This window comes from Streptomyces sp. NPDC003034, from assembly GCF_053591375.1.
This window is the reverse complement of the sequence record NZ_JBSFTS010000011.1, coordinates 32,931-59,870: the sequence shown is the minus strand read 5'-3', so window position 1 is coordinate 59,870 and position 26,940 is coordinate 32,931. Positions and strand designations below refer to the sequence as shown.

Sequence of the window (26,940 nt, the reverse complement as noted above, 5' to 3'; positions counted from 1 at the left end):
GATCTCCGCGGCGTCGCGAGCCCTGGCACGCACCAGACCCCGCTCCTTCTCCCACGGAGATCCGAGAAACACCCCCTAGGTCACTCACACGTGCTGGAGCCGCTCGAATCCGACCGCGGGCGGGGTGCCGAGGCGCGCCGGCCGCAGTTCGACCTCGCCGAGGACGGTGTCGGCGGGGGCGGCGACCACCCAGGACACCACCGAGGCCACCGATTCGACGCTCATCTTGAGCTCGGAGAAATCGTCGTCGAAATTGCGGATGGCGCCGGGATTGAGCAGGGTGGTCCGGACACCGTTCGGGCGTTCCTCCATCAGCAGCACCTCGGCCACCGATTTCAGGGCCGCCTTGGTCGCGCAGTACGCCATTCCGCCCTCGAACGGCCGGTCCCCGGCGTGCGAGCCCATCAGGACGATGTGCCCGCCGGCCGCCCTCAGCGCGGGCAGCGCCGCCTGGATGACGCGGACGTTGGCGGTGAGGTTCACCGCCAACGCCTCGTCCCACACCTCCGGGACGAGCTCCTCGACCCGGCCTAGTCCGCGGGTCACCGCGTTCAGGACCAGCAGGTCCAGCGCGGACACGTCGGCCAGGACCGCGCGGGCCGCCTCGAACGCCGCCTGCGAGTCGGCGAGATCGGCCGTGACCGGGTCCCGGTGGTCCGCACAGGAACTCCGGTTGAGGCAGCGGACGGTGAAGCCGTCGGCCGTGAGGCGGTGGCGGATGGCCCGCCCGGTCCCCCGGTTCGCGCCCGTCACGAGCGCCAGTCGCCGCTCAGCCACGGGTGATGATCCGCATCAGTTCGGTCCAGCGCTTGATGATCTCGTCGCCCGAGAGGCCCTGGCGGAACAGGTCCTTGTCGTAGCACTCGCCCGCGGCCGAGCGCAGCCGCATGCAGTCGGGCGATATTTCGGAGTTGATCACCAGTCCGCGCTCCGCGTCGGGCGCGATGATCAGGCAGAAGTCCCAGAGTTCGAGGGGCTCAAGAAGGCCGCGGAGGACGGTGTTGCAGTGCTGCGCGGCGGCCCGGTAGGCGTCCACGTCGAGGCCGAGCAGCCGGAGGTAGTCCTCGCCGATCGGCTGGTCTTCAGGGTCGGTCCGGTAGTCGAACTTGACCACGGGGCGGTCGAGCACCTGGCCCTCGGTGAACAGCCCCGGGTACTTGCGGATGGTGGAGCCGGTGGCCCTGTTCTTGACGATGACCTCGAAGGGCGTGGACGGTCGGTAGTCGGCCAGGTAGGTGAGCGGTCCGGTGCGCTCGCGGAAGACCGTGTGCACTCCCTCGGCCGCCAGCCGACCGGAGACGTGCTCGAAGAAGTCCAGGCGCAACTCGGCCGTGCCGTCGATCAGTTCGTTGCGGTTGAACGTGAAGCTGCTCAACGAGGGGATCAGTTCGACCAGGCAGGTGTCCTCGTCGACGAGCCAGACCTTCTTGCTGCGTCCCGAGACGTCGGGCGTCCTGGACATCACATCCGTCACATCGGAATGCACGCCTCACATCCATTCTGGTTCGTCGGGCGAACCCATGGGAAGGGAAAGACGGCAGCCCCGTCCACGGGGAAGCCGTATCGAAACGTTCAACTCCGGGCCGCGTGACAGATCGGGACAGCACGCCTGGCCGAGGGAGGACTCGCTCGCGATACACGTGAGTGAAGGAAAATTGGCCGCGCCCCGCATGGGGTCCGGGCCTCACCGAATCGCACCCTAGTCGGGCCGTTGAGTGATCGTCAACAGCCCGACCGGGTGTGATCAGAGTTATTCAGCGTGGCTCGACGCGGCCCTGCATGGCCGGAATCGACCGGTTACGCGGCGACGGCGACCCGCAGCCTGCGGCGGCCCGCGAACAGCAGCAGCACCGTGACACAGACGCCCAGCGCCCCGCAGGCGGCCCCCCAGTGCTCGCCGGCGCCCTCAAGCACCACGCCGGTGATCGCGGAACCCAGCGAGGTGCCCGAGGCGAAGAGGGTGATCAGCCAGGCGAAGGCCTCGGTGGTGGTGCCGGCCGGGGCCAGCTCGCCCACCAGCATGAAGGTGGTGACCAGCAGCGGCGCCAGGAACAGCCCGGTCAGCACCATCAGCGGGCCCATCAGCGAGGCCGGGGGCAACAGGATCAGCAGGGTGTAACCGACCAGCAGGCACAGGGCCAGCGCCAGGGCCCGCCGCGGCAGCGGAGCCGTCCACCGCCGGGCCCCGTAGACCAGTACGCCGATCAGCGAGCCGGCGGCGTGCAGCGCGAGCAGTCCGGGCGCGCCGCCGGGGAACGAGCGCTGCTCCGCGTAGTGGACGACGAGGATGTTGAGGGTGCCGATGGCGAAGCCGACCCCGGCCAGGCAGACGAGCAGCAGGACCAGCCCGCGTTCGCGGAGCGGCCCTAGCCAGTCGGTGGAGCGGGCGGCGGTCCGCCACCGGCGGGAGGGGCGGGAGGTGGCCACCACCAGCACGCCGGCGATGCCGAGGACGGCCTGGGCCCACAGCACGGCGGTGGGCGAGGCCACCGCCACGGTCCCGGCCACCACCAGGGGGCCGGCGACGAACACCATTTCCTGGGCGCTGGAGTCCAGGGCGTAGGCGGACTCCAGGTCGTCGGAGGGGACGAGATCCGGCCATAGGGCGCGCAGGCAGGGCTCCAGCGGGGGCGTCGCCGCGCCGGCCACGGCAGCACCGAGGAGCACCAGCGCCCGATGGTCAGGGGCGACGGCGACCGTGATGAAGCCGGCCGCCGCGAGCAGCGCCGTGAGCAGAAGGACCAGGGTCTGGCCGCGCCGGTCCACCAGTCTCCCCAGCAGTGGGGCCCCCACGGCGGCGGAGATGGCGAAGGTGCCCGCCGCCAGGCCGACGAAGCCGTACGGGGCCCCCGCGTCCCGCAGCGCGAGCGGCACGGCCAGGGCGGCCATCGCGGACGGCAGCCGGCCCACCCAGCTGCCGGTGAGCAGCCGGAACACCGACGGGCGCCGAAGTATGTGTAAGTAGGGCATGTGCGGTCCCTTTCAGGGTGCCGGAGCCGGCGGAAGGGCTTCGGCGATGAGCTGGGCGAGGTGGGTACCCCGGCGGTCGGTCCGCTGGGCGATCTGGGTCCGGCAGCTGAACCCGTCGGCCAGCACATGGGTGTCGGGGCCGGCGGACCGTACGGCGGGCAGCAGTCCCTGCTCGCCCACGGCCACGGAAACCTCGTAGTGGCCGCGCTCGAAACCGAAGTTTCCGGCCAGTCCGCAGCAGCCGGAGTCGACCACCGTGTTGTCCACGCCCATCCGGCGCAGCAGGGCGGTGTCGGCGCCGAAGCCGGAGGTGGCGTACTGGTGGCAGTGCGTCTGGCTGAGGGAGCGGAGGCGGACCTCGGGGGGCTCCCAGTCGGGGGCTCGCCGGACCAGCAGTTCGGCGAGGGTCAGGGTGGCTTCGGCCAGCCCCTTCGCGTCCTCGTCCCGGCCGAGCAGTTCGGGCAGGTCCGAGCGGAGGGCGGCGGTGCAGCTGGGCTCCAGGCCGACGACGGGCACGCCCGCGCGGACGGCGGGGGCGAGCGCGGCAGTGGCGCGCCGGGCGATCCGCCGGGCGATCCCGAGCTGCCCGGTGGTGATCCAGGTGAGACCGCAGCACTGGGTGCCGTCGGGCACCTGGACGACGAACCCGGCGTCCTCCAGGACGACCACCCCGGCTTGGAGGACTTCCGGGGAGAAGTGGTTGTTGAACGAGTCCACCCACAGCATCACCGGCCCGCGGTGCCCGTCACCTCGGGGGCTCCGTCCCCGGAACCAGGAGAGGAAGGTGGGGTCCGCGAACCGCGGCAGGGTGCGCTGGTCGGCGATCCCGCCGAGGCGTTTGACCAGCGGGGCGAGCCGGGAGCCCAGGACGGCGTTGACCAGGCCCGGCGCCCGGGAGGCCGCCCGGGACAGCAGGGGCAGCCAGCCCATGGTGTAGTGCGAGGCCGGCCGGATCCGTCCCTTGTAGTGGTGGTGCAGGAACTCCGACTTGTAGGTGGCCACGTCGACGCCGACCGGGCAGTCGGTACTGCACCCCTTGCAGGACAGGCAGAGGTCGAGGACGTCCCGTACCTCGGTGGACCGCCAGCCGTCGGTGATGACCTCGCCCTGGGTCATCTCGTACAGCAGCCGGGCACGGCCGCGTGTGGAGTCCTTCTCGTCCCCGGTGACCCGGAAGCTGGGACACATGACCCCGGTGCCGTGGGCGGCCGAGGCGCGGCACTTGCCGACGCCGACGCACCGGCGGGTGGCCTTCGCGAAGTCCCCGTCGTCGGCGTCGTAGGCGAAGACGGTGGCCAGCGGGAGGGTGGTGCGGTGCGGGCTCACCCGCAGGTTCCCGTCGACCGGCAGCGGTCGGACGATGATCCCCGGGTTCAGGCCGTTGTCCGGGTCCCAGATGTCCTTGAACCGCTCGAACAGCCCCATGGCCGCCGCGGAGTACATGACGGGGAGGAACTCGGAACGGGCCTGCCCGTCGCCGTGCTCCCCGGACAGCGAGCCGCCGTGCTCGGCGATCAGCCGGGCCACGTCCGCGCCGAAGGCCCGGAAGACGGCGGCACCCTCCTCGCTCGTGAAGTCGAAGTCGATCCGTACGTGCAGGCAGCCCTCGCCGAAGTGCCCGTAGACGGCTCCCGCGAGACCGTGCCGCTCCATGAGCGACCCGAACTCCCTCAGGTACGAGCCGAGTCGACCGGGCGGGACCGCCGAGTCCTCCCATCCGGGCCAGGCCTCCGACCCGTCGGCCCGGCGGGTGGCCAGCCCGGCGCCGTCCTCCCGGATCCGCCACAGCCGGCGTGCGTCGGCCGGATCGCCGACGACCCGCCCCCCGCTGAAGCCGGCGGCCTTCCGCGCGGCCTCCAGGAGCTCCTCGGCCCGTGCGGCCAACTCGTCGGGCTCGCCGCCGAGTTCGGCGAAGAGCCAGGCGCGCCCGGCTGGCAGGGTGTCGATGGCGGCGCGGGTCTCGGGCCGGGTCACCACGTCGGTCAGTGCCTGGTCGAGCCCCTCCAGCGCCAGCGGCTGGTGACCGAGTAGCGCAACCACGGCCTCCGCCGCCATGTAGGCGTCCTCGAATCCGAGGACCACCAGCGTCCGCGCGGGTGGCGGCGCGATCAGCCGGACCGTGGCGGAGAGCACCAGTCCCAGCGTGCCCTCACTTCCGACGAAGGCCCGGGCGAGGTTGAACCGGCGCTCCGGCAGCAGGTGTTCCAGCGCGTAGCCGGACACCTGCCGGGGGAACCTGCCGAACTCGGTGCGCAGCGTGGCGAGGTTGTCCCGGGCGAGGGCGTGCAAGGCCCCGATGAGCCTGGCCCGGTCGTCGCCCACGGCGACCGCCCGGTCGATCTCCTCCTGGCTCATCTCGCCGAGCCGGACGACGGTGCCGCGGTAGGTGACGACCTCCAGCTCGTCCACGTTGTCCGAGGTGCGGCCCCATGCGAGGGAGTGGGTGCCGCAGGCGTTGTTCCCGATCATGCCGCCCAGGGTGCAGCGGCTGTGGGTGGACGGGTCGGCGCCGAAGAGCAGGTTGTGTCCGGCCGCGGCGGCCTGGAGGTCGTCCAGCACGATGCCGGGCTGCACGGTGGCCCTACGGGCCTGCGGGTCCAGGTCGAGCAGCCGGTTGAAGAAGCGGGAGAAGTCGAGCACCACGCCCGCGCCGACCGCCTGGCCGGAGGTGCTGGTCCCGGCGCCGCGCGCGGTGACGGGCACGCCCAGCCCCCGGCACGCCGCGAGCGCGTTGAGGACGTGCCCACGCTCGCGGGGAAAGACGACGGCCAGCGGGATCTGCCGGTAGTTGGAGGCATCGGCGGAGTACTGCGCCCGGACGCCCGTGTCGCCGGCCACCTCCCCGCAGTCCGCCTCGGTCAACGCCTGGGCCACGGCCGCCGCGCCAGGAACCATGGAGTCCCGCAAAGTCGCCGCCACCCGTGCCCCTATTCGGCCAGCAGTACGGGCAGAGCACCGCCCTTGGCGAGCCGCTCCAGCTCGTCGAGAGCAGCGAGGGCTTGCCGGGCCGCCTCCGGGTCACTTTCGGCGAGCCCGCTCGCCGCGAACTCGTCCTCGTCCAGCCGCAGTACCTCGGCTCCGTCCGCGGAGACCCACAGGTCGAGATCGAGGTCCTCGATCACGATCTGGGCCGGCTCCGCTCCCGCGTCCCGGACTGCGGCGGGCCGGGTGATGTCGCAGTACCACCCCTTCAACACCCCCGCGCCGTCGCGCACCTCCTTGACGGCGTACCAGCGGTCCCTCCAGTAGTACTCGGTGAACTCATCACCGGGCTCGAACCGCACGAACCCGAAGTCCCGCACCCCGGGCGCCGACCAGGGCGCGATCACCGACACCCGGGAGCCGTCGTCTCCCAGCAGCTCCGCCTGGTAACGGATCTTGACCCGACCGGCCTTGGTCAACACCACGTCCATGAGCTTCCGCACCTTGGCTGCCCCCGTTCTCGGTTCCGCACCTCCGTGTCGCACGATGATCGTATCGAAACCGGGGTCGCGGCAGGCGGTCATCAGACCACAGCCGGCGCGGTAACTGCCGGGTCAGCGTCACTTTTCCGCCGGTCGCGGCGTCCTCGCACAGCGGTACGGGCGGAGGGCGCCGGGACAGGCCGCAGGTCTGCTGGCGGGACTGAAAAATTCAGGCCAATACTCAGGCCGATGGAGCGTCGCGATGGGCAACACCCGGGTGGCAGTGTCCCGGGACGCACGCTCGGGCCGATCGAAACGCACAACGCTGCCGGGGTGACCGCCAGCATCGCCGAGCAGCGGCAGCACTCCGAGGAGAACCGAAGCGGGGCCGGAGGCGGGTCTTTGAAGCTCAGCCCGTGTACGGGTGTCGAGAACGGGCCCCTGCCCGGGGCCTGCCCCGCGTCGCCGCGCGCCGGCCGGGGCGAAGCCGTCCGACGCGGCCGCGGCGCTCCGGGCACCGGCCGAGCTCACCCCCGTGAAGCTCGACCCGACCCGACCCGACCCGGCCGGCCCCGCCGTCACCCCCCCTCGACACTCCAGTGGCGCCGGAGCGTTGGTAACGTACACCAGAGTGGCCACCCGGCGTCAACCAAAGTGTTGCCGGCGTCGGCCTGAAGGGCTTTGAGAAACACTGTGGTGGGCAGAGACTCGCCATCACGCCAAGGAGGTCGTGTACGTGGAGGATGACCAGTCGCCCAGCTTCGCCCAACTCCTGGACCACCTCTTCCGCGAGGTGCACCCCCCTTCCCGGGGCCCCTACACCTACGCGGAGGTCGCCGAGGGAATCCGCAAGGCCGCGACCGGAGAGGGGCGCGGGGTGACGGCGAGCGCCATCCAGCAACTGCGCACCGGCGCCAAGCGGAACCCGACGCGACACACCATCAAGGCCCTGGCCGACTTCTTCGGCGTACCGGCGGGCTACTTCGTCGACAGCGCGGCGGCCGAACGCACCAAGGCGGAGATCGGCCTCCTCGCCGCCATGCGCGATCAAGACGTGCGCAAGGTGGCCCTGCGCGCCAACGGCCTGAGCGTCGACAGCCTGAAGATGCTGTCCACCGTGATCGAACAGGCCCGCAAACTCGAAGGGCTCACCACCGAGGACCCCGCGCAGGACCTCAACCTGGACGACTGAACCGCGCACCGGGCGGCGATCGCGCGGTCCCCGCCCCGACACGACACCCCCCTGGCCGATCATCGGCAGGGGGCATCAGCCGTTTCCCGGAACAGGCCCGGCATCCCGGGCCGCGGCACCTGCGCGGCGACACCCCGCCCGCACCGCGTCGTCGCGAACATGTCAGCATGGGGCGCGCATGCCGGGCCTCCACGGAGGGGCTCGCAACGGCCGACCACCCCCGACCGTCGTCACCAGAGTGAGGACATGGACTTCGAGCAGCTTCGCGCCGCGCGTGAGGCACGCGTCGAGGCGCTTCGGCTCCCGCACCGCTTCAGCACCCGCGACCTCCGCGACGCCGTGGCCGAACAACGCGGACGCCCCATCGTCCTGCGCCCGCTGAGCACCCTGGGCGCCATGGACGCTCCGTGCGGCATCCGCCTGGAGACCCCGGACGCCGACCTGTTGTTCTACGAGGAGGCCACCTCCCCCCTCCACCAGAACCACATCCTCGCCCACGAGATCAGCCACATCATCTGCGACCACCCCGGCAGCCTGGAGCTGGACCAGGACACCCTGCGCGCGATCGGTTTCAACCGCACCCTCGTCCAGCGCATGTCCGGCCGGACCAGCTACACCAGCGAGGACGAACGCGAGGCCGAGGTGATGGCCAGCGTGATCCGACAACTCATGTACCGGGGACGCGAAGGCCCGTCGAGCCGGCCCACCAGCGGGGCCGAGAGCTGGGACGCGCTGTTCGCCAGGCCACAAAGGAAGAAGCGCCACCGGAAATGATCAACATCCTCTTCACGGGCACGGCCGTCGTGCTGCTGTGCTTCGCCGCCTACTGGGTGCGGGGACGCGGCGGACACCGCCCCACGGGCACCTGGGCGATGGCGGCGCTGCTGACCTCGTTCGCCTTCGCCTTCGCCTCCTACGCCCCCGCCGTGGAGCGCGCGGTCGAATCGGTGGTCCCCCACGTCGCCCGGCTCCTCAGCAACACCTTCACCCTGACGGCGGCCACCGCGGTCCTCGCCTTCCTCTTCCAGCTCAATCTGGACCGAGAGCGGGCCCACCGGCAGATCCGACTGCGCCTCATCGCCCTCGCGATCTCCGTCGCCGGCATGACCGCCTTCTTCGTCGCCGAACAACTCACGGGACGAAACCCGGTGTTGTACGCGTGCTACGTGCTGATCTACATCTCCTACCTGGGGTACACGGCCAAGGACTTCCTGCTGCAGACCTGGTCCCAGTCCAAGCGCTCGACCCGCCGCAGCCAGCGCTGGGGCCTGCGCACGACCTCGGTCGGCTGTGGCTTCGCCCTCGTCTACGCCGCGTACAAGGTCTTCGCCCTGGTCTCCATCGGCCTCGGTCTGGGGCTCGTTCCCGACCAGGCCCGGTGCTCGACGCCGCTGACCCCCTTCCGCTGCGCGTTCAGCGTGACCGCGCCCGCCGTCGCCGTGCTCCTCATCACCTTCGGACTCACCCTCCCCGCCCTGCTGTGGCCGCTCAGCCAACTGCGCCGGCGTCGCTGGGAACGGAACTCGTTCACCGAGCTGGAGCCGCTGTGGCGGGAGGTCACCTCAGCGGTCCCCGAGGTCGTGCTCGACCCGGGGAACACCGGGGCCGACACCCACGACCTCGACTTCCACCTACACCGCCGGGTCATCGAGATCAACGACTGCGTGCTGGCCCTGCGCCGGTACCGTCAAGCGTCGGTACGGGACACCGCGGCCGCCGAGGTCGCCCGCCGGGGCACGGCCGGCACCCCCGAGGGCGACGCCGAGGTGGAGGCGGCGGTCCTCGCCGCGGCCGTCGCCGCGAAGCACGCCGGAGTCGTCCCCGAGGGCGACGAGGCGCCAACCGCCACTGGCACCGCCTCCCGCAAGGGCGACCTCCAGGCGGAGACCGCGTGGCTGCTGCTCGTGGCGGACGCCTACGCGCGGCGCCCGGCACCCGCCAACGCGGGCGCGGCCTCGTGACCGCCCCGCGGCAGGACCCCCTGCGCGACCCCCGCTTCTTCGCCGACCCCTACCCCACCTACGACCGGATGCGCGAAGGCTGCCCGGTCCAGCGGGTCCCCACCGGCTCCGGCGGACACCACGCGTACCTGATCACCGGCCACCTTGAGGCCCGCGAGGCGTTCACCGACCCCCGCCTGTCCAAGGACACGGCCCGCTTCTTCGCCGGCCGGCCCTCGAACCGCGATCTGCACCCGGCGATCTCCCGCAACATGCTGGCGAGCGACCCGCCCGTGCACACCCGCCACCGGCGGGTGGCGACCCGGCTGTTCACGACCGGCCGCGTCCGGGAACTACGCCCCTTCATCACCCGGGTCGTGGACGACCTCATGACCGCGTGGCAACCGGGCACTGAAGTCGACCTGGTGGCAGATCTGGCGGCGCCCCTGCCGGTCACCGTGGTCTGCGAGCTGCTCGGCGTACCGGAAGCCGACCGGGCCGCGCTCGCCGCCTGGTCCCACGACCTCTTCGACGCGACCGACACCGCTCGCATCGACGCCGCCTCGCACCACATCGGCGACTACCTCACCCACATGACCGACACGGCCCGGGCGAACCTCGCGGACGGCCCGCTCCACTCCCTCCTGCGCGACTGCGACGAGGGCGGCCTCAGCCGGGACGAGACCGTCTCCCTGGCCGCCCTCCTCCTGGTCGCCGGGCACGAGACCACCACCCACTTCATCGGCAACGCCGTCCTGGCCCTGCTCCGGCACCCGGAGGCGTTCGACCGCCTGCGCCGGGACCCGGACCTGATCCCCGGCGCCCTGGACGAACTGCTCCGCTTCGACTCCCCGGTGAGCGTCGCCACCTTCCGTCACAGCACGGAGGACCTGCGCGTCGGCAAGGTCGACATCCCGGCGGGCTTCCCGGTGCTCATCGCCCCCGGGGCCGCGAACCGCGACCCGGCGGCGTTCCCCGACCCGCACCGCCTCGACCTCGACCGCGACGCCGGCGGCCACCTCTCCTTCGGCCACGGCATCCACCGCTGCCCGGGCGCCCCCCTGGCCCGGGCCGAGGCCGAAATCGCCCTCCGCGCCCTGTTGACCCGCTTCCCGAACACGCGCCTGGCCATCCCTGCGGAGTCCCTGACCTGGCGCCGAACCCGCCTGACCCGCGGCCTGACCACCCTCCCCCTCACCCTGGCGTGACCTCGGCGGTCACGCCAGGCGCGCCCGGCTGACTCCTGGTTGTGCGGAGTCCTGTCCGGCTCCCCGTCCGGGATGGTGGTGCCGAGCGTCGCGACTACTGGCACGGGCAGGACGGCGATCACGGTCACGAGCCGGGCGCAGGATCCGCGCGTTCACCCTGTTCCGGCAAAGCCGATCTTCCCGGCCTCCGCCGACCCCGGAGGCCGGCCGCGTCGTCACTGGGGCGCTGAACCGGCACGTGGGCGCGGTGGTTCGAAGAGGGGTACGCGCGTGTGGCCGGCCGGAGCGCGCGGGGCGGCCGCTTCATCGGGGCCCAGCAGGCCGCTCAGGGTCTCGGCGGCGCTTACGGCAGCGTCGCCACAGCAGTTGTTGAACAGGACGTGCAGCTGGTCGACCCGGTCCGCCAAAGAGCGCAGGCGCGGAAGCCACCCGCGCAGCTCCTCCCGGGTGTACGCGTGACGGAAGCGGTCCTCCTTGCTGCCGGTCCCCCATGCTGCGCTGCGGCCGTGGAAGCGGACGATTCCGAGCTCCGAGGACGTGACCGGTGTGACCGGGGGCATCGAGGTGGGCAGCCCTTGCGCCGTGTCCACAGCCACCGCCGTGGCGTCCAGGTCCCGCAACAGGGCGGCGGTGCGTTCCCGTCGGTCCTCGTGCCACCAGCCGGGGTGGCGGAACTCCACGGCCATCGGCCACCGCGAGATCCGCTTCCTCGTGCGGTGCAGCACGGTCTCCGCCCGCGCGCCGGGCGTGAATCCGGGCGGGAACTGGAACAGTACGGCACCCAGCCGGCCGGCTTCCTCCAGCGGCCGCAGGGCGGCGCCGAAACGGTGCCATACCTCGTCGAGGAGTTCCGGGTCCCCGGCGTCGTAGCCGCGGAGGTCGGCGGGCAGGGCGGCCTTGCGGGTCGGGTGGCCGGTGAGGAGGGAGAACGCTTTGACGTCGAAGCGGAAGCCCGGCGGGGTGCGTTCGGCCCAGAGCATGCTGTTGCGCACACTGGGGAGGGCGTAGTAGCCGGCGTCGACCTCCACGACGGGGAACCGTTCGGCGTAGTGTCGCAGGCGCCCCTCCGGGTCGCGCCGCCCGGGCGGGTACCATCCGCTGCCCACAAGGGCCTTGTCCGTCCAGGAACACGTCCCGATCAACATCTCGCCCATTACGGCCGTCCTTTCTCCCCGGCCCCGTCTACCCCGGAACGCCGTCAACCCCCGGGCCTTCCCGCACCCGTTCCCCGGCGACGCCCCGAAGCTGCTTTCACGGACGCGGCACGCGTCTGAACCCCACCATGACCGTCGTCCTCTCCACTGAGGCCGATGCGTAGGCCCCTGACGCGCCGGCGGCCGATGAGCGCCGCCCGCTCCGCTGCCGGTCAAGCGGTGGCGGGCGGGTTGAGCAGGGTCAGGACACGGCTGGCGAGGTCGTTGATGCTGGCGGCGTTGATGACTTCCAAGACGGGAATCTCACAGGCCAGTTCACGCTGGAGGGCGACGACCAGTTCGGTGGCCATCAGCGAGTCCATGCCGAAGGCGTCCAGGGGGCAGGTGCGGTCCACCCGCTCTGGGACGTGGTGGGTGACGCGGGCGATGAGGCGGACGAGGATGTCGGCGACGGTGGCGTGCCGAGTCTGCGGGTCGCCGCAGGCCAGGGACCGCCGCAGGTCGGCGCCTTCCTGGTCGCCGGCTTCCTCGGGGGGCAGGAGCGCTGCGAACCTGGGGGCGCGCAGGGTGGGCAGCAGGGTGACCATGCGGGGGAAGTCGAAGTGGCCGACCTGTACGACCGCCGCATCGGCGTCGGCGTCGGTGGCGCGGGTCATGAGGTCTTCGAGCGCGGTGAAGATCTGGTCGGAGGACAGGGGGCCGAGACCCATGCGTTCCAAGGTGTCGGTGTAGTGCGCCTCGACGGCGGTGCCGATCTCGCCGATCAGTCCCCAGCCGACGGCCAGAGCGGGCAGGGCGGCTGCCCGGCGGGCGCGGACGAGTCCTTCCATGGCGAGGTTGGCAGCGGCGTAGGCGGCCTGGGCACGGTGGCCGACGGTGGCGGAGATGGAGGAGTTCAGGACGAAGAACTCCAGGTCGGCCTTGCGGGTGAGACGGTCCAGGACGGCCGCCCCGCTGAGTTTCGGCGCGAGGACCGTCCTGATGGCTTCGTCGCTCAGGTCGGTCAGCAGCCGGTCCTCCAAGGTCATGGCGGAATGGACGACGCCGCGCAGAGGTCGTCCGGTCCCGTCGATCTCCTCCAGCACGGCGCCGAGAGCGATGGGATCGGCCGCGTCGGCGGCGTAGGCGGTGGTGGTGGCTCCGTGACGTGCCAGATCGGCGATCAGTTCGGCCGCGCCGGGCGTGGCGGGGCCGCGGCGGCTCACCAGGGCCAGGTGGCGGGCGCCGCGGGCGGCGAGGAAGCGGGCGGTGGCGGCCCCGAGTCCGGTGAGGCCGCCGGTGATCAGGTACGTGGCATCCGGATCGCAGGCGAGGCGCCCGGGGGTCGGGGCCAGGTACGGCGGGGACTCCAGCGACAGGACGACCTTGCCGATGTGCCGGGAGTGCCGCAGCAGGGTGAAGGCCTCCATGGCCTGGTCGGCGGGGAACACCTGGTGCGGCAGCGGCTGGTAGGCGCCCTCGTGGACGCGGCGGACGAGTGCGGCGAAGTGTCGGCTCGCCAGCTGCGGCTGCCGGGTGAACATCTGGTGGGCGTCCACCGCGTGCAGGGACAGGTTGTTGCGGAAGGGCCGCAAGGGGAGGCGCCCGCCGCTGTGGATGTCGCGTTTGCCCAGCTCGATACAGCGTCCGCCGGGCCGCAGGATGTCGAGGTTGCGCGCGATGGCCTCGCCCGCGAGGGAGTTGAGGACGACGTCGACACCCTGGCCGCCGGTCAGCTCCATCACCTGGTCGGCGAACGCGAGCGTGCGGGAGTCCAGCACGTGGTCGGCGCCCAGCAGGGTCAGCAGATCCCGTTTGGCCGGGCTGCCCGCGGTGGCGATGACCCGGGCGCCCACCTGGTGGGCGTACTGAAGGGCCGCGAGTCCCACTCCGCCGGCGGCGCCGTGGACCAGGACGGTCTCGCCCTCGGTGAGACGGCCCAGGTGTTCCAGTCCGTGTTGGACGGTGAAGAAGGCGACGGGGAGCGTCGCGGCCTCGGCGAAGCTCAGATGGTCAGGGATCGGGCCCGCGGCCAGGGCCGGAACGACGACGTTCGAGGCCAGCGCCCCGGGTGCGTAGGCGAGGACGCGCTGTCCGACGGTGAAGGCGGCGCCGGCCCCGACGGCGCTGACGACACCGGCGCATTCCAGGCCCAGGCTGTGCTCGCCGGGTGCCGGGTTTTCGGCCCCGGGTGGCAGCAGGCCGGTGGCCAGCATCACGTCACGGTAGTTCAGGGCGGCCGCTCGTACCTCGATGGCCACCTGGCCGGGGCCGGGAGCGGGCGGTGCGGGGGCGGGCGTCCAGTCCAGGCCGAAGCTCAGACCCGGTCGGCGCAGCCTCAGCCGGTACGGGCTCCCGTGCGCCGGCACCGTCGCGGCGGGCGCTTCCCGTAGCCGAGGCACGAACCGCCCGCCGGAGGCGAGGACGATCTCGTCCTCCTCGGACGGTTCGGCCAGCAGCTCACGGGCCAGGCGACGGGCGTCGCGCTCGGGCGAGGGCCCGGGCTCGAACGACAGCCGTCGCACGACGGGCCTGGTCTGTTCGTTGGCGATCGTCCGCGCCACGCCCCACGGGACGGCGTCGCCCGGGGTCAGCGGTGCTCCTGGTGTGGGAAGGGCCCCTGACGGCCGGGTGATCAGCCAGAGTTCGGGGGTGGTCGACCGGGCTAGCCCGGCGCAGCTCTGGGCGAGGGCACGCAGCACCGCGGTGCGGGTGACGGCCTGTCCCAGGACGCCCGACTCGTCGTCGCCGTCGCCGTGGCCGGCTGCGTGCTGCGTGCCGTCCTCGTCACGGGGGATGCCGGAGTCGGCGAGCAGCAGGACCACGGCGGGGCGGACCCGGTCCGAGGACAGCTGGGCCGCCCACTGGGCGGGGTCGGTGGTGGCGGGCACGACATCGACGGGAACGTCGCAGGCCGCGCGCAAGGCAGTCGCCAGGGAGCTGGCGAGGGGGTGGTGCGGGTGCTCGGTGGCGATGATCCAGGAGGTCACGCCCGTGGCGGGGGCGGGTGCTACAGGCCGGGGCTGCGGGCGGGGGCCACGGCGGGCGAGGAGGACCGAGTAGTCGCCACCAGTCCGGTCGGCGCCGAGCTGGGCCGTCTCGTCGAACCCGTTGCCGGCGAGCAGCCGCGGCCACTGGTCGTGCGCCAGGAGTGGCGAGTCGGGGCGCAGGTCGGGGTCGTCGGCGTGCCAGAAGCTCGTCAGCAGGCCGAAGATCGGCAGGAGGACGTCGGGGTTGTGGGTCTCGACGGCCAGCAGGTGTCCGCCGTCGTCGAGCAGGGATGCGGTACGGGTGAGGCTCTCCCGCAGTCTGCTCGTGGCGTGCAGGACGTTGCCCGCGATGACGAGGTCGTACGAGCCGGGGGTGAAGCCCTGCCGTTCGGGGTCCTGGTCGAGGTCGAGGGTGCGGTAGGTGATGTGGTCGTGGTCGCTGAAGCGGCGCCGGGCGTGGTGGAAGAACGCTTCGGAGACGTCGGTGAAGGTGTAGTGGGTTCGGTCGGCGGGAAGCTCCGCGAGAAGGGCCGCGGTCAGGGCCCCGGTGCCCGCGCCGGTCTCCAGAACGCGCAACGGCCGCCCGGCGGGCCAGTGCCGGGCGATCTCCCGGGCGAGGGCGGCGGCCGTGGCGTTGTAGTGGCGGGTGACTTCGGTGTGGGAGTAGAAGCTCTCCATCCAGTGGCGTTCGGCGTCGCCGAAGAGCAGGGCGACGGGGTCCTGCCGGCCCAGCAGAACGTCCGCCAGCACGGTGCCGCAGCGGCTGTAGAGGACGGTTTCCACGACCTTGCCGGGCGCGGTACGCAGCAGTTCGGTCAGGGCCTGCTGCGGGTCGGCGGGGCTGGTGGGCGTCCAGACACCGTCGCCGGTGCGGCTCAGCAGCCCGGCGCGTTCGGCGTGGCCGAGGAGTCCGTGCAGCGCACGCCGGTACTCGGGGAGGGCGCCTGCGGCGATGAGGGTGTCGGGGGTGAACGTCGTGGCGGCCGGGTCGATGGTGTGGGCGGCCCGCAGGGTGAAGTGGGCGCTCAGTGTTCTGGCCAGGCCGAGTGTCCGGGCGTACCGGTCGTCATCCTGCGCGAGCAGCGAGGTGCGGGAGAGCGTGTGCGAGGTGCGGGAGAGCGCGTGGGCCAGCTCCCGCGGACCGGGCAGGCGGTGCGAGGGAACATCCGGGTCGTGGCCGTGGGGGGCGGCGCGCAGGACCGTCGTCAGATGTCGTGGCACGGTGCGGGCGGCGTCGAAGCGGCGCAGCCGGCATGCATCCAGTTCGGCGGTGACCTGGCCCTCGTCGTCGAGGAGCCGGATGTCCCAGCACACTTCACGGTCGGTGGCCTCGCGGTGACGTACGTGCACCCAGCCTTCCGAAGGTGGCTGGCTCCACACCCGCAGGGCGTCGACGGCGGCCGGGAGGTAGGGCGCGTCGAGTGGGTGCTCCGGGTTGTCGCCGGTGCGGTGGAGCAGTGCCGCGCCGGCTTGGATGGCACCGTCCAGGACGGTGGGGTGCAGGATGTGCCCGCTGGCGGGGTCGGCGGACGGCTCGGTGGTGGTGAGGGTGTAGCGCGCCAGGACCTCGCCGGGGCCGGTGTGCAGCTGGGTGAGGACGGTGAAGGCGGGGCCGTAGCTGATGCCGGTCGCGGCGACGGCCGCGTAGTGGGCGGCGGCGGTCAGGGGCTCGCTCAGCCGGCCGTGCAGAGCGGCCAGGTCTTGCGGCGCGGGGCGTTCGCGCAGGAGTCGGCGGACGACGCCTCGGGCGTGGGCTCGCCAGGCGCCGGAGCCCTCGCGGCTGGAGAGGCGTACGGTGCCGTCGGCCGGGTCGAGGGCGGTCTGGAGCTGGATGTCCATCGCCGGGTCGTCGAAGGGCAGGACGAGGGCGCGCTCGACGGCCAGGTCGGTCAGCTGGACGGGGGCCTGGTGGTGGAGCCGGCCTGCGGCCAGGGCGGTTTCGGCGAAGGCGGCGGCAGGCAGGACCACGGCGTCGGCGACGACGTGGTCGGCGAGCCAGTGGTGCCGTGAGGGGTCGATGCGGGTCTGCCAGAGCGGGTCCGGGTGGGCCGCCCGTTCGCCGAGGAGGGGGTGGTGGCGCCGGCCGTCACCGCAGCCGCGGTCGAACCACTGCGGAGCGCCGTGCCAGTGGTGTTCGCGCTGCCAGGGATAGGAGGGCAGGCTCTGGACCCGGCCGGGAACCGGGAGGAGCCGGCTGTGGTCGGTGCGGGCGCCGGCCGCCAGCAGGGTGGCCGCGGTCGTTTCGAGGGCCTTGGCGCCGTCGCGGTCGCGGCTGAGGGTGGGGACCGCCACCGTCTGCCCGGTCGGGCGCACCGCGGTGAGTGTGCGGCGCAGGTAGTGGCTGAGGACGGGGTGTGGGCCGATCTCGACGAACGCGCCGCAGCCGGCTTCTGCGAGGGCTTGGACGGCGTCGGTCAGCCTCACCGGCCGGCGGACGTTGAGCCACCAGTACTCGGCCGTCAGCTCGTGGCCCTTCAGCAGGCCGCCGGTGACCGTGGAGGCGAAGGGGACCAGGGCGGACTGCGGCGCAAGGCCGTCCAGAGCGCTGCGCAGCTCTTCTTCGATGGGGTCCATGTGCCGGCTGTGGAAGGCGTGGTCCAGGTCCAGCATCCGGAAGAACGTGCCGCGGCCGGCGAGCGTTCGGGCCAGGTCGTCGAGCGCGGCCTCGTCGCCGGCGACGGTGACGTCCTGGGGGCTGTTGACCGCGGCCAGCTCCAGCCTGCCGTCGTAGGCGGCCAGTTCTTCCTCCGCCTCGGGGCGGCTGAGTCCCACCGCCGCCATCCGTCCCGACCCGGCCGTTCGGGCCTGGGCGCTGCTGCGGTGGGCGATGACGAGCGCCGCACCGGGCAGGTCCAGAGCACCGCAGGCGTAGGCGGCGGCAACCTCGCCGACGCTGTGACCGGCCACGGCCGCGGGCTGCACCCCGTAGGTGGCCAGAGTCGCGGTCAGGGCTGCCTGCACGGTGAACAGCAGTGGCTGGGCGACCTCCGTCCGCGCCTGGCGGCCGGTGTCGGCGCCGGTGGCGAGCTCCTCGTGTACGGACCAGCCGAGCAGCGGCGCCAGCGCCCCGTCGATCTCCTCGACGGCTTCTCGGAAGGGGACGCAGCCACTGATCAGGCTGCGGCCCATGCCCGTCCACTGGGCGCCGTTGCCGTTGTAGACGAATGCGACGTCCCTGTGGGCCAGCGCGGGGACGGGCGGGTTGGTGGCGGCGGCGCGCAGCCGGTCGGCGGCGGTGGCGGCATCGGCGGCCAGCACGGCGGCTCGGTGGGGGTGACGGCCGCGGCGGGTGACAGTGGTGTGGGCGATGTCGTAGAACACCTGCTCGTCCACGTCCGCTGCGCAGAGGCGGTCCGCCAGGGCGGTGGCCGCCTGGGCGAGGGCGGCCGGGGTCCGGGCGGACACCAGGAGGGGCCGTGGTCCCGGCGGCGGGGCGGTCCGGGCCGCGGGGGCGGGGGCGGGGGCGAGGACGGCATGGGCGTTGGCGCCGCCGAACCCGAAGGAGTTGACCCCGACGAGCCCGCCCGAGGCCGTGGGCACCGGCACGGCGACGGGTACGGGCGAGAGGCCCAGTCCGGCGAAGTCGATGGCGGAGCTGACGGGTTGACCGTGCAGGGACGCCGGGATGACGCGATGGCGCAGGACCAGCACGGCCTTGAGGAGGCCGGCGAGGCCGGAGGCTGATTCCAGGTGCCCGAGGTTCGTCTTGATCGAGCCGATGGGCAGCGGGTGTACGGATCGCCGCCCTGCCAGCGCTGTTGATACCGCCTCGCACTCCAGTGGGTCGCCCACGGGGGTGCCCGTGCCGTGCGCCTCCAGGTACAGCAGGTCGTCGGCTTCCAGGCCGGCCCTCCCGTACACCTGGCGCAGCAACGCCGCCTGAGCCTGGGCACTGGGCTGGGCGAGGCCGGGGGTGCGGCCGTCACTGTTGGTGCCGGTGGCAGTGATCACCGCGTGGACGCGGTCCCCGTCCGCCAGGGCGCGGTCGAGGCTCTTGAGGAGGAGGACGACGCCGCCCTCGGCTCGTACGAATCCGTCGGCGACCGCGGAGAAGGCGCGGCAGCGGCCGGTGGGAGAGAGCATCGATGCCTTGGCGAATCCAATGAACTCATGAGGGCTGATCAGGATGTTGACCCCGGCGGCCACGGCCGCCTCGCCGCCCGCGCGGAGGAACTCGCAGGCCTGGTGCAGGGCGACCAGGCTGGAGGAGCAGGCGGTGTCCACGGCGACGTTGGGTCCGCGCAGGTCGAAGGCATGGGACAGCCTGCCGGCGGTGTTCGCACCGGCGATGCCGGTCATGGTGTGCTGACCGACCGTCTCCAGGCGGCTGAACTGCAGATTGCCGTACGCGTGGTTGGACACCCCGACGAAGACCCCGGTGTCGGTGCCGGCGACGGCCGCCGGATCGATGCCGGCGTCGTCGATGGCTTCCGCGGCCAGCTCCAGCAGCAGCCGCTGCTGTGGGTCCATGCACGCTGCCTCGCGTGGGGAGATGCCGAAGTATTCGGTGTCGAAGGCGGCGATGTCGGCGAGGACACCGGCGGCGTCCGTGTAGGTTCGACCCGGCCGGCGAGGGTCGGCGTCGGTGAACGCGTCCGTGTCGAACCGCTCGGGAGGGATCCGCGTGACCAGATCACGGCCCTGAATGAGCGCCGACCACAGGGCGTCGATGCTGTTCAGGCGACCGGGAAGCCGACAGCCGATCCCGATGATCGCGACATCATCCGCTCGACCGCTCGTGCCACGCTCATGGCTGCCCGTCGCCCGGTCCATGTGTCCTCCCTGTCTCTGCCGCCAACCGTCACGCAGAGCCTGCCTGCGACCGGCGTCGGAAAGCCAGCCAAAAACGGGCAAAGATCACGAACGAGTGATAACGGGACAGTTCAGAGCAATGATGCGTTCATATGAAGGGATGCCGATGCGAACGCTCGGTGACGACCTGCTGTGGGAGCTGACACCCGAGGGGGCAGTGGCGGACCTGGCGGTACTCCTGCTGCCGGGGGTAGCGGGAGGCCCTGCCGACTTCGCCTTGTGGCCGCACTACCTCGCGCCCCGCTTCCGCGTCCTGAGCGCACGCTACCCGGGGCGCGACGACTCCCCGGCCCCGGCGGCGGATCTCATCGCCCTCTCCGGCGAACTCGCCCAGCGCCTGACGTACCACGTCCTCGAACCGCTGGTCATCTTCGGACACAGTCTCGGGGCCCTCATCGGCTACGAGACCGCCCGGCAGCTCACCCGGCGCCGTCAGCCGCCCCTCGCCCTCCACGCGTCCGCAGCTCTGTCGCCGCCCGAATACGGCGACATCGACCTCGACGCCCGGTCGATGGACGACCCCACCCTGACTCGCCTCTCCAGCTCGCTCGGCATGGACCTACCGCGCGACGAACGCCGGCGACACGAAGCACTCCACGCCATCCGACACGACCTCACCCTGGTCGACTCCTACCACCACGAAGCCGGCCAGCGGCTGACCTACCCCGTCACGGTGTGGACCGCCCGTGATGACTCCCTCATTCCATCGGGCTCTGCGGCCAAGTGGCAGGCCGTGACCGACCACGAGCTCACCCACCACACGCTCCCCGTGGAACACCACTACCTCGGCCTCCCCCGCGCCATCGCCCTGATCGCCGATCACCTCTAGAACTGGGCTTGGCCCTGTCCGGCGGCCGCGGCCTCCTCCGGCTCCTGACGGTCCCCGCCGGGCCAAGCGCCGAACGGGGCCCGTAGGCACCGAGCGTGTGCGTGCTCGGCCCTAACGGGGTGTTGTGGCGGCTGCGGACCGGGGCTCCGTGGCGCGAACTGCCCGAGCGGTACGCACCCTGGCAGACCGTCTGCGAGCGGTTCGCCACAGCGGGCCCGGCAGCTATCGACCTTCGTGTCGTCGAGTACGGGCGCCTGGCGGGACGCCGGCGCCGGGGGCGGTCTGCGGCCTTGGCCCCTGCACCTTGGTAAAGATTCGGTTTGCTCCCTGCCATGACCGGGTTAAGGTCTGGCGCTGCTCTTCCGGTATCGGCCACAGAGTGAACACTTGCCGCTAGGCAACTGTTACCTTCCTCCGAGAGATGACCAGACACCGTATCCGCTGATCTGCCGGCGCGGACAGTGGGAGATGTGCGAGTGATAGTCACGCCAGGTCAAGGACCGGGCGACACTGCCTCCGGGGGGATGATGCGGAGGGCTGCCTCTGTTGAACTGCTGACGGATGTGTTCGAGTGTTTGCCGGACGCGGTGACTGTCTCTGTGGCTGTGCGCGACGCCACCGGTGAGCCAGTGGACATGCGGCTGGAGCACATGAATGCCGCCGCCCGGGCCGGTTTGCCGGACGGTGTCCCTCCCATCGGGGGCCTGTGCAGTGAGCTCTGGCCGCAGATGGTTGAAAACGGTTCGTTCGCCGCCTGCATGCGCGTGCTGGCCACGGGCAGACCGGAGCAGGGCACATTCACCTGGACTCAGGCGAGGACCTACCGGGCGGCCGACTACGAGTACCAGGCCACCCGTGTGGGACAGGACCGGCTGGTATGGGTGCTGCGCGACAACAGGGAGCGCGTACTCAGAGCTGAACTCCTGGCCAAGGTGACGGCGTCTCTGTCTCGGGCTGACACTCTTGTTTCCGTCATGACGGTCCTCACCCAGGAGGTCATGCCGGCGGTCGGGGCGACCGTCAGCGCCGCCGTCTTGAACGAACCGGGCAGTAAGCACTACACCGTGCGGCACATCCACGACGTCGAACGCGGAGCGCAGCAGCCGGCCCCTTTCAGCATCAGTGCGCCCTACCCCATGGCCCACACCGCCAGAAGCGGGCAGGCCCTCTTCTTCGCCGATCCGGCCGAACGGGCCAAGGCCTTCCCGCAGGCGGCTCACCTTTTTGCGCCGCGGCTTCACTCAACTGCGGTCCTGCCCCTCGCCGTGGAAGGGCGACTGTTCGGGGCTGTGAGCTTCCACTTCGCCGTCCGCCACGACTTCACCGAATCCGAGCGCGGCTTCCTCACAGCGCTGGTCGGGCAATGCGCCCAGGCCATGGAACGCGCCCGGCTGCAAAAGCAGACCACGGACAAGCAGGCGCAGCTCCGTGCCCTCGCGGAGGTCAGCGCCGTGCTGGCCACATCCCTGGACCCCGCGACGGCCTTCACCAACATCGCTGCCGCGGTCGTGCCGCAGATCGCCGACGGATGCCTCATCCACGTCATGGGCGAAGCCGGAGAGCCCGAGCTCGCCACCCTGGTCCATCGCGACCCTCGCCAGGAACAGGCCCTGCGTGTCTTGGTGGAACGCTTCCCCCCGAGGCTGGACGCCGAAGGCGGGGTCGGCGCTGTCATCCGCACGGGGATGCATGAACTGGTGACCGATGTCCCCCGGACCCTGGACCGCCTGGCCCGCAACGCCGAACACCGATCGGCTCTGAGCCAGCTCATGCCAGCGGCGTCCTGGCTGGCCGTACCCATGGAGCATGGACAGACCGTTATCGGCGCCATGGTCCTGATCCAGGAAACATCCGCGCAGACGTTGTTCGCCGAGGATGACATCCCCTTCGCAAAAGAACTCGCCGGCCGCGCCGCGCAAGCCGTCGCACATGCGCGACGTTTCACAGAGCAGAGCGAGGTGGCGCACTACCTCCAGCGAAGCCTGCTTCCCCCGGCCCTCCCCCACATCCCCCAAGCCGAAATCGCCGCCTGCTACCACCCCGGAGCCCAAGGCACACTCGTGGGAGGTGACTTCTATGACATCGTCTCCACCAGTCGACACCAATGGTCCCTGATCATGGGCGACGTCTGCGGGAAGGGGCCGCAGGCCGCGGCACTCACCGGTCTGGTGCGGCACACCGCCCGCGCCGCCCGGCGATGGGACCCCGCACCACGCAGCGTGCTCAATGCTGTCAACAGCGCGATCCTCACCGACCATCCTGCCCAGCGCTTTTGCACCGCCGCCTACGCTGAGCTGGATGTGAGTGCCTCACCGGCTCGCCTGCGCCTGGCCCTGGGCGGACATCCCCATCCCCTGCTTCGCCGGGCAGACGGAACGATCACCACACTGGGCAGAGCAGGCACCCTCCTCGGCATCATGAGCGACCCTCCTTTGCACATCACCGAGGACAGTCTTCACCCCGGAGATCTGCTCCTGCTGTATACCGATGGCGTCACCGAACGCCGCTCGGGCACCACCATGCTCAGCGAGGACGGCATCCGCGACACCCTCGCCCGCACCCACCACCTCTCCGCAGCCGCCACCGTCGCCGCCCTTGAGCAGCAAGTCCTCACCTACGGCCCCACACCACCAAACGACGACTTCGCCATCCTCGCCCTACGCATCACCTGACCCAGCGCGAAACGGTCCGGCCGACCGCACGCAGTCGCCCTGAAAGGCTTCCGCAGCTTCATCCTGCGCGGCAACGTGGTCGACCTGGCCGTCGGCATCGTCATCGCTCCCGCCGACGGCGTGCGAGGAGACCGGTCAGGCCGCGTACCAGAGCCCAGAGTGCTGTGGCGTTGACCAGGGCGGAGGCCAGGATCACACCGTAGAATCCGAACCCCAGCCAGGTGTCAGGCAGGTCGGTCCCTGGCAGGTCGTAAACTGCCGAATCGGTCGGGGGCGGTCCCACGGGCAGGGGCACGGGCTCGGGCGTCTCCCCGAGCAGGGGCTCAGGCAGGGGCACCGGCTGGGGCTCGGGCGGCAGGGGGCCCGTGTGGACGGGCGGCGTGACCTCCGGCATCTCGGGCGACTCGGGATCGGGCACGATCAGCCGCATGGCCAGGAGACTGAGGGGTGCGGTGGCCAGCATCGGCCAGATGCCGGCGAACCCGGCGTCCCCCCTCCGGACGAGCACATCCACCCAGACCAACAGCCCGACAACAACGGCCAGATAGCCAGCCGGAACCCACACTTCAACTCTTGACCGTCGTCTGATGACTGCCCCCGTTCGTCTGACAGCCAGTATCAGAACGGTTCAGCCCTCGCACCTGAGTACGACTACTCAGGTGCGCGTGCGCACCTGCTATACCACCGAGGAGCCCCGCTCGACCTGCGCTCCGATGACACCTTTAGCCGCTTCGTGATCGCTGCTGTACAGGTCTCATCCGACGGGCACGCCCGTCATCAACCGCCGCCAGAGCGACGGCCTGCCCGTCCCGGAAACCCTGGGCGCCTCGTCCGCGCGGTCCTCGGCCACCACGAGGGCCGGGGGGAACCGGGGTGCGGCGGTGGGTGGGTGAGTCCTCAGTGGGAGCCGGTGAGCGAGGTCGCCGCCCTTTTGGCGCGGTGGGTTGTACTGGCCGCGGCTGCTTGGGCGGGGCGGCGGATGGCTTTGACCGGGTGCCGGTGGTCGAGTGCGTGTCGGGAGCGGTAGGCGAGTGAGGGCTTGCCGTGGGTGTCTGCTGCGGCGATCAGGAGCCCTCCCAGCGCAGAGAGGTCGGTGAGGAAGCGGCCGCGCTGCCGTGCACGTTCCTTTGGGTCTTCCACGGTCCAGAAGGCGTGTGTGGTGAGGGAGGTCGGTACGAGCGTGGCAGCGAGTGTGAGCGCGGCCAGACGTGGGGCACGACCCGTCGCGAGCAGCAGGCCCGCTGCGGTCTGGATCGTGCTGGTGACGCGTACGAGTTGCTGTGGATCCCCGGCGAGGGCCGGGACGCGCTTTCCGATTGCCCGGATGACGGGTTGGGCGGTCTCCGTTGCGACCTCGGGGCGGCGCAGGCTGCGCAGTCCGCCGGTGACGAACGGGGCGGCGAGCAGGGGGCGTGCGAGCTTTCGTAGGACAGCCATGTCCCGCTGCTGCCCCAACTTGGCCTGCTCATCCCGGCGGCGGACCGCCCAAGTGCGTCCCGTCTGGGCGCAACCCGGTCCGCGGGACAGATGATCAGAATACCGGGCTTGCAGCCCTGCCTGGGAGGTAGGAAACGGGTAAGAAGTCGTGCATGGTATGGAATCGCAGGGCCTTCGGGTCCTTGGAGGTTGATAACTACGGTTTTCCTGCTTCTTGTTCTTCTGCGCGCGGGAGTGGTTGGGGTGGCTGCCGGGAGCATCGGGAACCGACGCCTCCCAATCCGTCGACCGCCCCAACTGCTGCCTGGTAGCACGACCCCGGGAGGCCATTTTTCGGTGCTGGTGTGTGAGGCGGATTCACCGGGGCAGGCGGCCCTTCGGCAGGGTTGCTCATCCCCAGTGTTTCTGAGGGTCAGAGTGGCCGCTGGGTTTCCAGTCTTCATGGAGGGGTTTTCGTATGTCTGAGCATGTGTGGGGTTACCGCGAGACGTCAGGCCGTCTGGCCGGTGCCGATCTGACGGGCTACGAGGTCGAGGCGACGGACGGTTCCATCGGCAAGGTCGACAAGCATTCCGACGAGGTCGGTTCCGCGTACATCGTGGTCGACACCGGCCCCTGGATCTTCGGCAAGGAAGTCCTCCTTCCCGCGGGCACGGTCAGCCGGATCGATACGGACGACCGCAAGATCTATGTCGACCGGACGAAGGAGCAGATCAAGAGTGCCCCGGAGTTCGACAAGGACAAGCACCTCGGTGACGCGGACTACCACCGTCAGGTGGGCGGCTACTACGACGGCCCGCACCGCCTCTGACCACCACCAGCAGGCCCGGGGGCGTGGGCGGCAACCGTTCGGTTGCCGCCCACGCCTCTTCTACTCCGCCCGTGCGCGCCCCGTGCGCGCCCCGTGCTCGCCCCGAGGGCGCTCGGGGACCTGCCGCGCCGGCTTGCGTGCCGCGCTGCCCCGGGGCCCTCACAGCCAGCGGTATCCCGACCCCCGGTATCGGCGCCCCGGCCTGCGTCCAGACCTTGAACTCCCCGCCATCCGAGCATCAAGTCCGCCGGGCAGCGCCTCACTCCCCGCCTCCCCCGCCGCCACCACCGCCTCCGCCACCGCCGTCTCCTCCCCAGCCGCCGCCGCTGCCGCCGCCGAAGTGGGGACCGGAGTCGACGTCCAGGCGCGAGAACCTGCGCCCCGACGTCGGGCCCTGACCGCTACGCCTCGGCGTCGGGCCAGGGCGGGGCGAAACCGCCTGCGCGCGGCCGACCGGGCGTCGCACCGTCCCGTCCAGGAGGCCGGCGGGCCCGCCCAGGACGTACTCCGGGATGTTTGGGTCGCGCTCGGCCTGCTGGAGGTGTCGCCGGCCCGCACGCGTCACCTGACGGTCCGCGCCCGCCACCAGGCCCCATGCGGCCAGCCCACGGCCGATCTCTTCAACCTCCGGGGAGCGTTGCAGGCCAGCGCGTACGGTGTCGATGCTCTTGGTGCGCCCGCAGAACGCGACCACAGCACGCTCGACCGCATGCAAGGGTTGCTCCCCATCCACAGTACGCACTTGCGAGGCGTGCACCACGAGCAGCCCGCGCCGGTTCAACGCGATCACCGCGCTGTCCACCACCCGCCGCGCCCCGCCCGCCAGGAACGCGACGTCATACACATCCAGAGTCCGCGTCTCGCCCGAGCCCCTTACGATCCACCGGAACACCCACCGCATACCAGACCCGCCCCCGTTTCGGCCCACCTCATCTGTCGGCAGTGTCACCTGACAGCGCGGCGCCCAACCCTCGTCCTGCCATCTCAGAGCAACACTTGAGCTTCGGCGCAAGGCCGGATCGGGACGAGCCGGGTGGAGTCGGGCCGGGAACGCGGAGCGCTCCGGACCCCGCGACGCGGTCGGGCCGAACTTCCGGGTTGGGAACGGGCGTTACGCCACGATTCAGTCGCTCGTCGCGATCACCGGCTGCATGCCGTCGCGGTGCGCGTGCCCTCGCTGAGACCGTACATCCGGTCCAGCGCTTAGTAGACCTCGTTGTCGTTCTTGAGGCCGAAGGGCTCCAGGTCGAAGGGGGCTCTAGGTCGAAGGGCTCTAGGTCGCGAGGAAGTGATGCTCGTTGGGGAGGTTGAGGCGCGCCTTGTTGACCTTGGGACAGTTGTCGAGCACGCGCTCGGCCATCTGGTTCAGGGATGCGGCCGGGATCGACCCGGATCCCGGAACCGTCAGCGGGTCCTGGATCTGTACGCCCGTACCTTCGAGGGCGAGCTGTTGGGCGCGGACGAGTACGTCATCTCCGCCAATGAGAAGACCTCCGTCCAAGGCCCGCTGTCGTTGCCATCCGACCTTGGCGCCCAGCCAAG

At 71.4% G+C, this 26,940-nt stretch carries 18 protein-coding genes and 1 pseudogene; 8 read left to right on the top strand and 11 right to left on the bottom strand.

Translation table 11 applies throughout. From position 1 onward, the window contains the following. Positions 1-84: 84 nt before the first annotated feature. From ACWDX7_RS14190 to ACWDX7_RS14170, 5 genes are all read right to left on the bottom strand, one after another. Positions 85-777 carry an SDR family oxidoreductase gene (locus ACWDX7_RS14190; RefSeq protein ID WP_451489648.1) on the bottom strand — a complete coding sequence of 231 codons (693 nt, stop codon included), beginning with the start codon at positions 775-777 and terminating at the stop codon, positions 85-87. After that, positions 770-1,486, bottom strand: a complete 717-nt coding sequence (locus ACWDX7_RS14185; protein ID WP_451489649.1) for a phosphoribosylaminoimidazolesuccinocarboxamide synthase — start codon at positions 1,484-1,486, stop codon at positions 770-772. The genes ACWDX7_RS14190 and ACWDX7_RS14185 overlap by 8 nt, the downstream gene beginning before the upstream one ends. A gap of 311 nt (positions 1,487-1,797) precedes the next feature. After that, positions 1,798-2,970, bottom strand: coding sequence for an MFS transporter (locus ACWDX7_RS14180; RefSeq protein ID WP_451489650.1), 1,173 nt, complete (start codon positions 2,968-2,970; stop codon positions 1,798-1,800). 12 nt (positions 2,971-2,982) lie between these two features. After that, complete coding sequence (locus ACWDX7_RS14175; protein WP_451489690.1) at positions 2,983-5,865, bottom strand: FAD-binding and (Fe-S)-binding domain-containing protein; 2,883 nt, start codon at positions 5,863-5,865, stop codon at positions 2,983-2,985. A 32-nt stretch (positions 5,866-5,897) separates the two neighbouring features. Beyond that, on the bottom strand, positions 5,898-6,383 hold the full coding sequence (locus tag ACWDX7_RS14170) for a DUF402 domain-containing protein (protein ID WP_451489651.1): 486 nt from the start codon (positions 6,381-6,383) through the stop codon (positions 5,898-5,900). 727 nt (positions 6,384-7,110) lie between these two features. Between ACWDX7_RS14170 and ACWDX7_RS14165 the strand changes: the two genes are divergently transcribed. From ACWDX7_RS14165 to ACWDX7_RS14150, 4 genes are all read left to right on the top strand, one after another. After that, positions 7,111-7,566 carry a helix-turn-helix domain-containing protein gene (locus ACWDX7_RS14165; protein WP_451489652.1) on the top strand — a complete coding sequence of 152 codons (456 nt, stop codon included), beginning with the start codon at positions 7,111-7,113 and terminating at the stop codon, positions 7,564-7,566. 246 nt (positions 7,567-7,812) lie between these two features. Further along, positions 7,813-8,340, top strand: coding sequence for a regulator component (locus ACWDX7_RS14160; protein ID WP_451489653.1), 528 nt, complete (start codon positions 7,813-7,815; stop codon positions 8,338-8,340). After that, the gene (locus ACWDX7_RS14155) at positions 8,337-9,527 is read left to right on the top strand and encodes an MAB_1171c family putative transporter (protein ID WP_451489654.1); all 1,191 of its coding nucleotides are present in this window, start codon (positions 8,337-8,339) and stop codon (positions 9,525-9,527) included. Before ACWDX7_RS14160 ends, ACWDX7_RS14155 begins: the two co-directional genes overlap by 4 nt. Then, positions 9,524-10,714 carry a cytochrome P450 family protein gene (locus ACWDX7_RS14150; protein WP_451489655.1) on the top strand — a complete coding sequence of 397 codons (1,191 nt, stop codon included), beginning with the start codon at positions 9,524-9,526 and terminating at the stop codon, positions 10,712-10,714. The genes ACWDX7_RS14155 and ACWDX7_RS14150 overlap by 4 nt, the downstream gene beginning before the upstream one ends. 215 nt (positions 10,715-10,929) lie before the next feature. Here the strand turns inward: ACWDX7_RS14150 and ACWDX7_RS14145 are convergent, their stop codons facing one another. Further along, complete coding sequence (locus ACWDX7_RS14145) at positions 10,930-11,868, bottom strand: DUF72 domain-containing protein (RefSeq protein ID WP_451489656.1); 939 nt, start codon at positions 11,866-11,868, stop codon at positions 10,930-10,932. Positions 11,869-12,080: 212 nt separating this feature from the next. Continuing rightward, the gene (locus ACWDX7_RS14140; RefSeq protein ID WP_451489657.1) at positions 12,081-19,610 is read right to left on the bottom strand and encodes an SDR family NAD(P)-dependent oxidoreductase; all 7,530 of its coding nucleotides are present in this window, start codon (positions 19,608-19,610) and stop codon (positions 12,081-12,083) included. A gap of 139 nt (positions 19,611-19,749) precedes the next feature. Here ACWDX7_RS14140 and ACWDX7_RS14135 point away from each other — a divergent pair, with 139 nt between their 5' ends. The 3 genes and pseudogenes from ACWDX7_RS14135 (at position 19,750) to ACWDX7_RS14125 (ending at position 23,150) form a co-directional block, all read left to right on the top strand. Then, entirely contained in the window at positions 19,750-20,478 is a 729-nt protein-coding gene (locus ACWDX7_RS14135) for a thioesterase II family protein (protein ID WP_451489658.1), read from the top strand. Positions 20,479-20,591: 113 nt separating this feature from the next. Further along, positions 20,592-20,684, top strand: a pseudogene (locus ACWDX7_RS14130) (transposase); the annotation flags it as partial. A gap of 399 nt (positions 20,685-21,083) precedes the next feature. After that, entirely contained in the window at positions 21,084-23,150 is a 2,067-nt protein-coding gene (locus ACWDX7_RS14125; RefSeq protein ID WP_451489659.1) for a GAF domain-containing SpoIIE family protein phosphatase, read from the top strand. Positions 23,151-23,250: 100 nt separating this feature from the next. Here the strand turns inward: ACWDX7_RS14125 and ACWDX7_RS14120 are convergent, their stop codons facing one another. Beyond that, a complete protein-coding gene (locus tag ACWDX7_RS14120; protein ID WP_451750627.1) occupies positions 23,251-23,739 on the bottom strand; it encodes an SCO4225 family membrane protein in 489 nt (162 codons plus the stop codon). A 308-nt stretch (positions 23,740-24,047) separates the two neighbouring features. After that, entirely contained in the window at positions 24,048-24,587 is a 540-nt protein-coding gene (locus tag ACWDX7_RS14115) for a DoxX family membrane protein (RefSeq protein WP_451489660.1), read from the bottom strand. Between the two features lie 457 nt (positions 24,588-25,044). Here ACWDX7_RS14115 and ACWDX7_RS14110 point away from each other — a divergent pair, with 457 nt between their 5' ends. Next, positions 25,045-25,398, top strand: a complete 354-nt coding sequence (locus ACWDX7_RS14110) for a PRC-barrel domain-containing protein (protein WP_451489661.1) — start codon at positions 25,045-25,047, stop codon at positions 25,396-25,398. Between the two features lie 259 nt (positions 25,399-25,657). On the opposite strand, the gene ACWDX7_RS14105 is transcribed toward ACWDX7_RS14110, so the two are convergent. Further along, on the bottom strand, positions 25,658-26,299 hold the full coding sequence (locus ACWDX7_RS14105; protein ID WP_451489662.1) for a TIGR04222 domain-containing membrane protein: 642 nt from the start codon (positions 26,297-26,299) through the stop codon (positions 25,658-25,660). Between the two features lie 372 nt (positions 26,300-26,671). After that, positions 26,672-26,899 carry a hypothetical protein gene (locus tag ACWDX7_RS14100; protein ID WP_451489663.1) on the bottom strand — a complete coding sequence of 76 codons (228 nt, stop codon included), beginning with the start codon at positions 26,897-26,899 and terminating at the stop codon, positions 26,672-26,674. Positions 26,900-26,940: the final 41 nt, after the last annotated feature.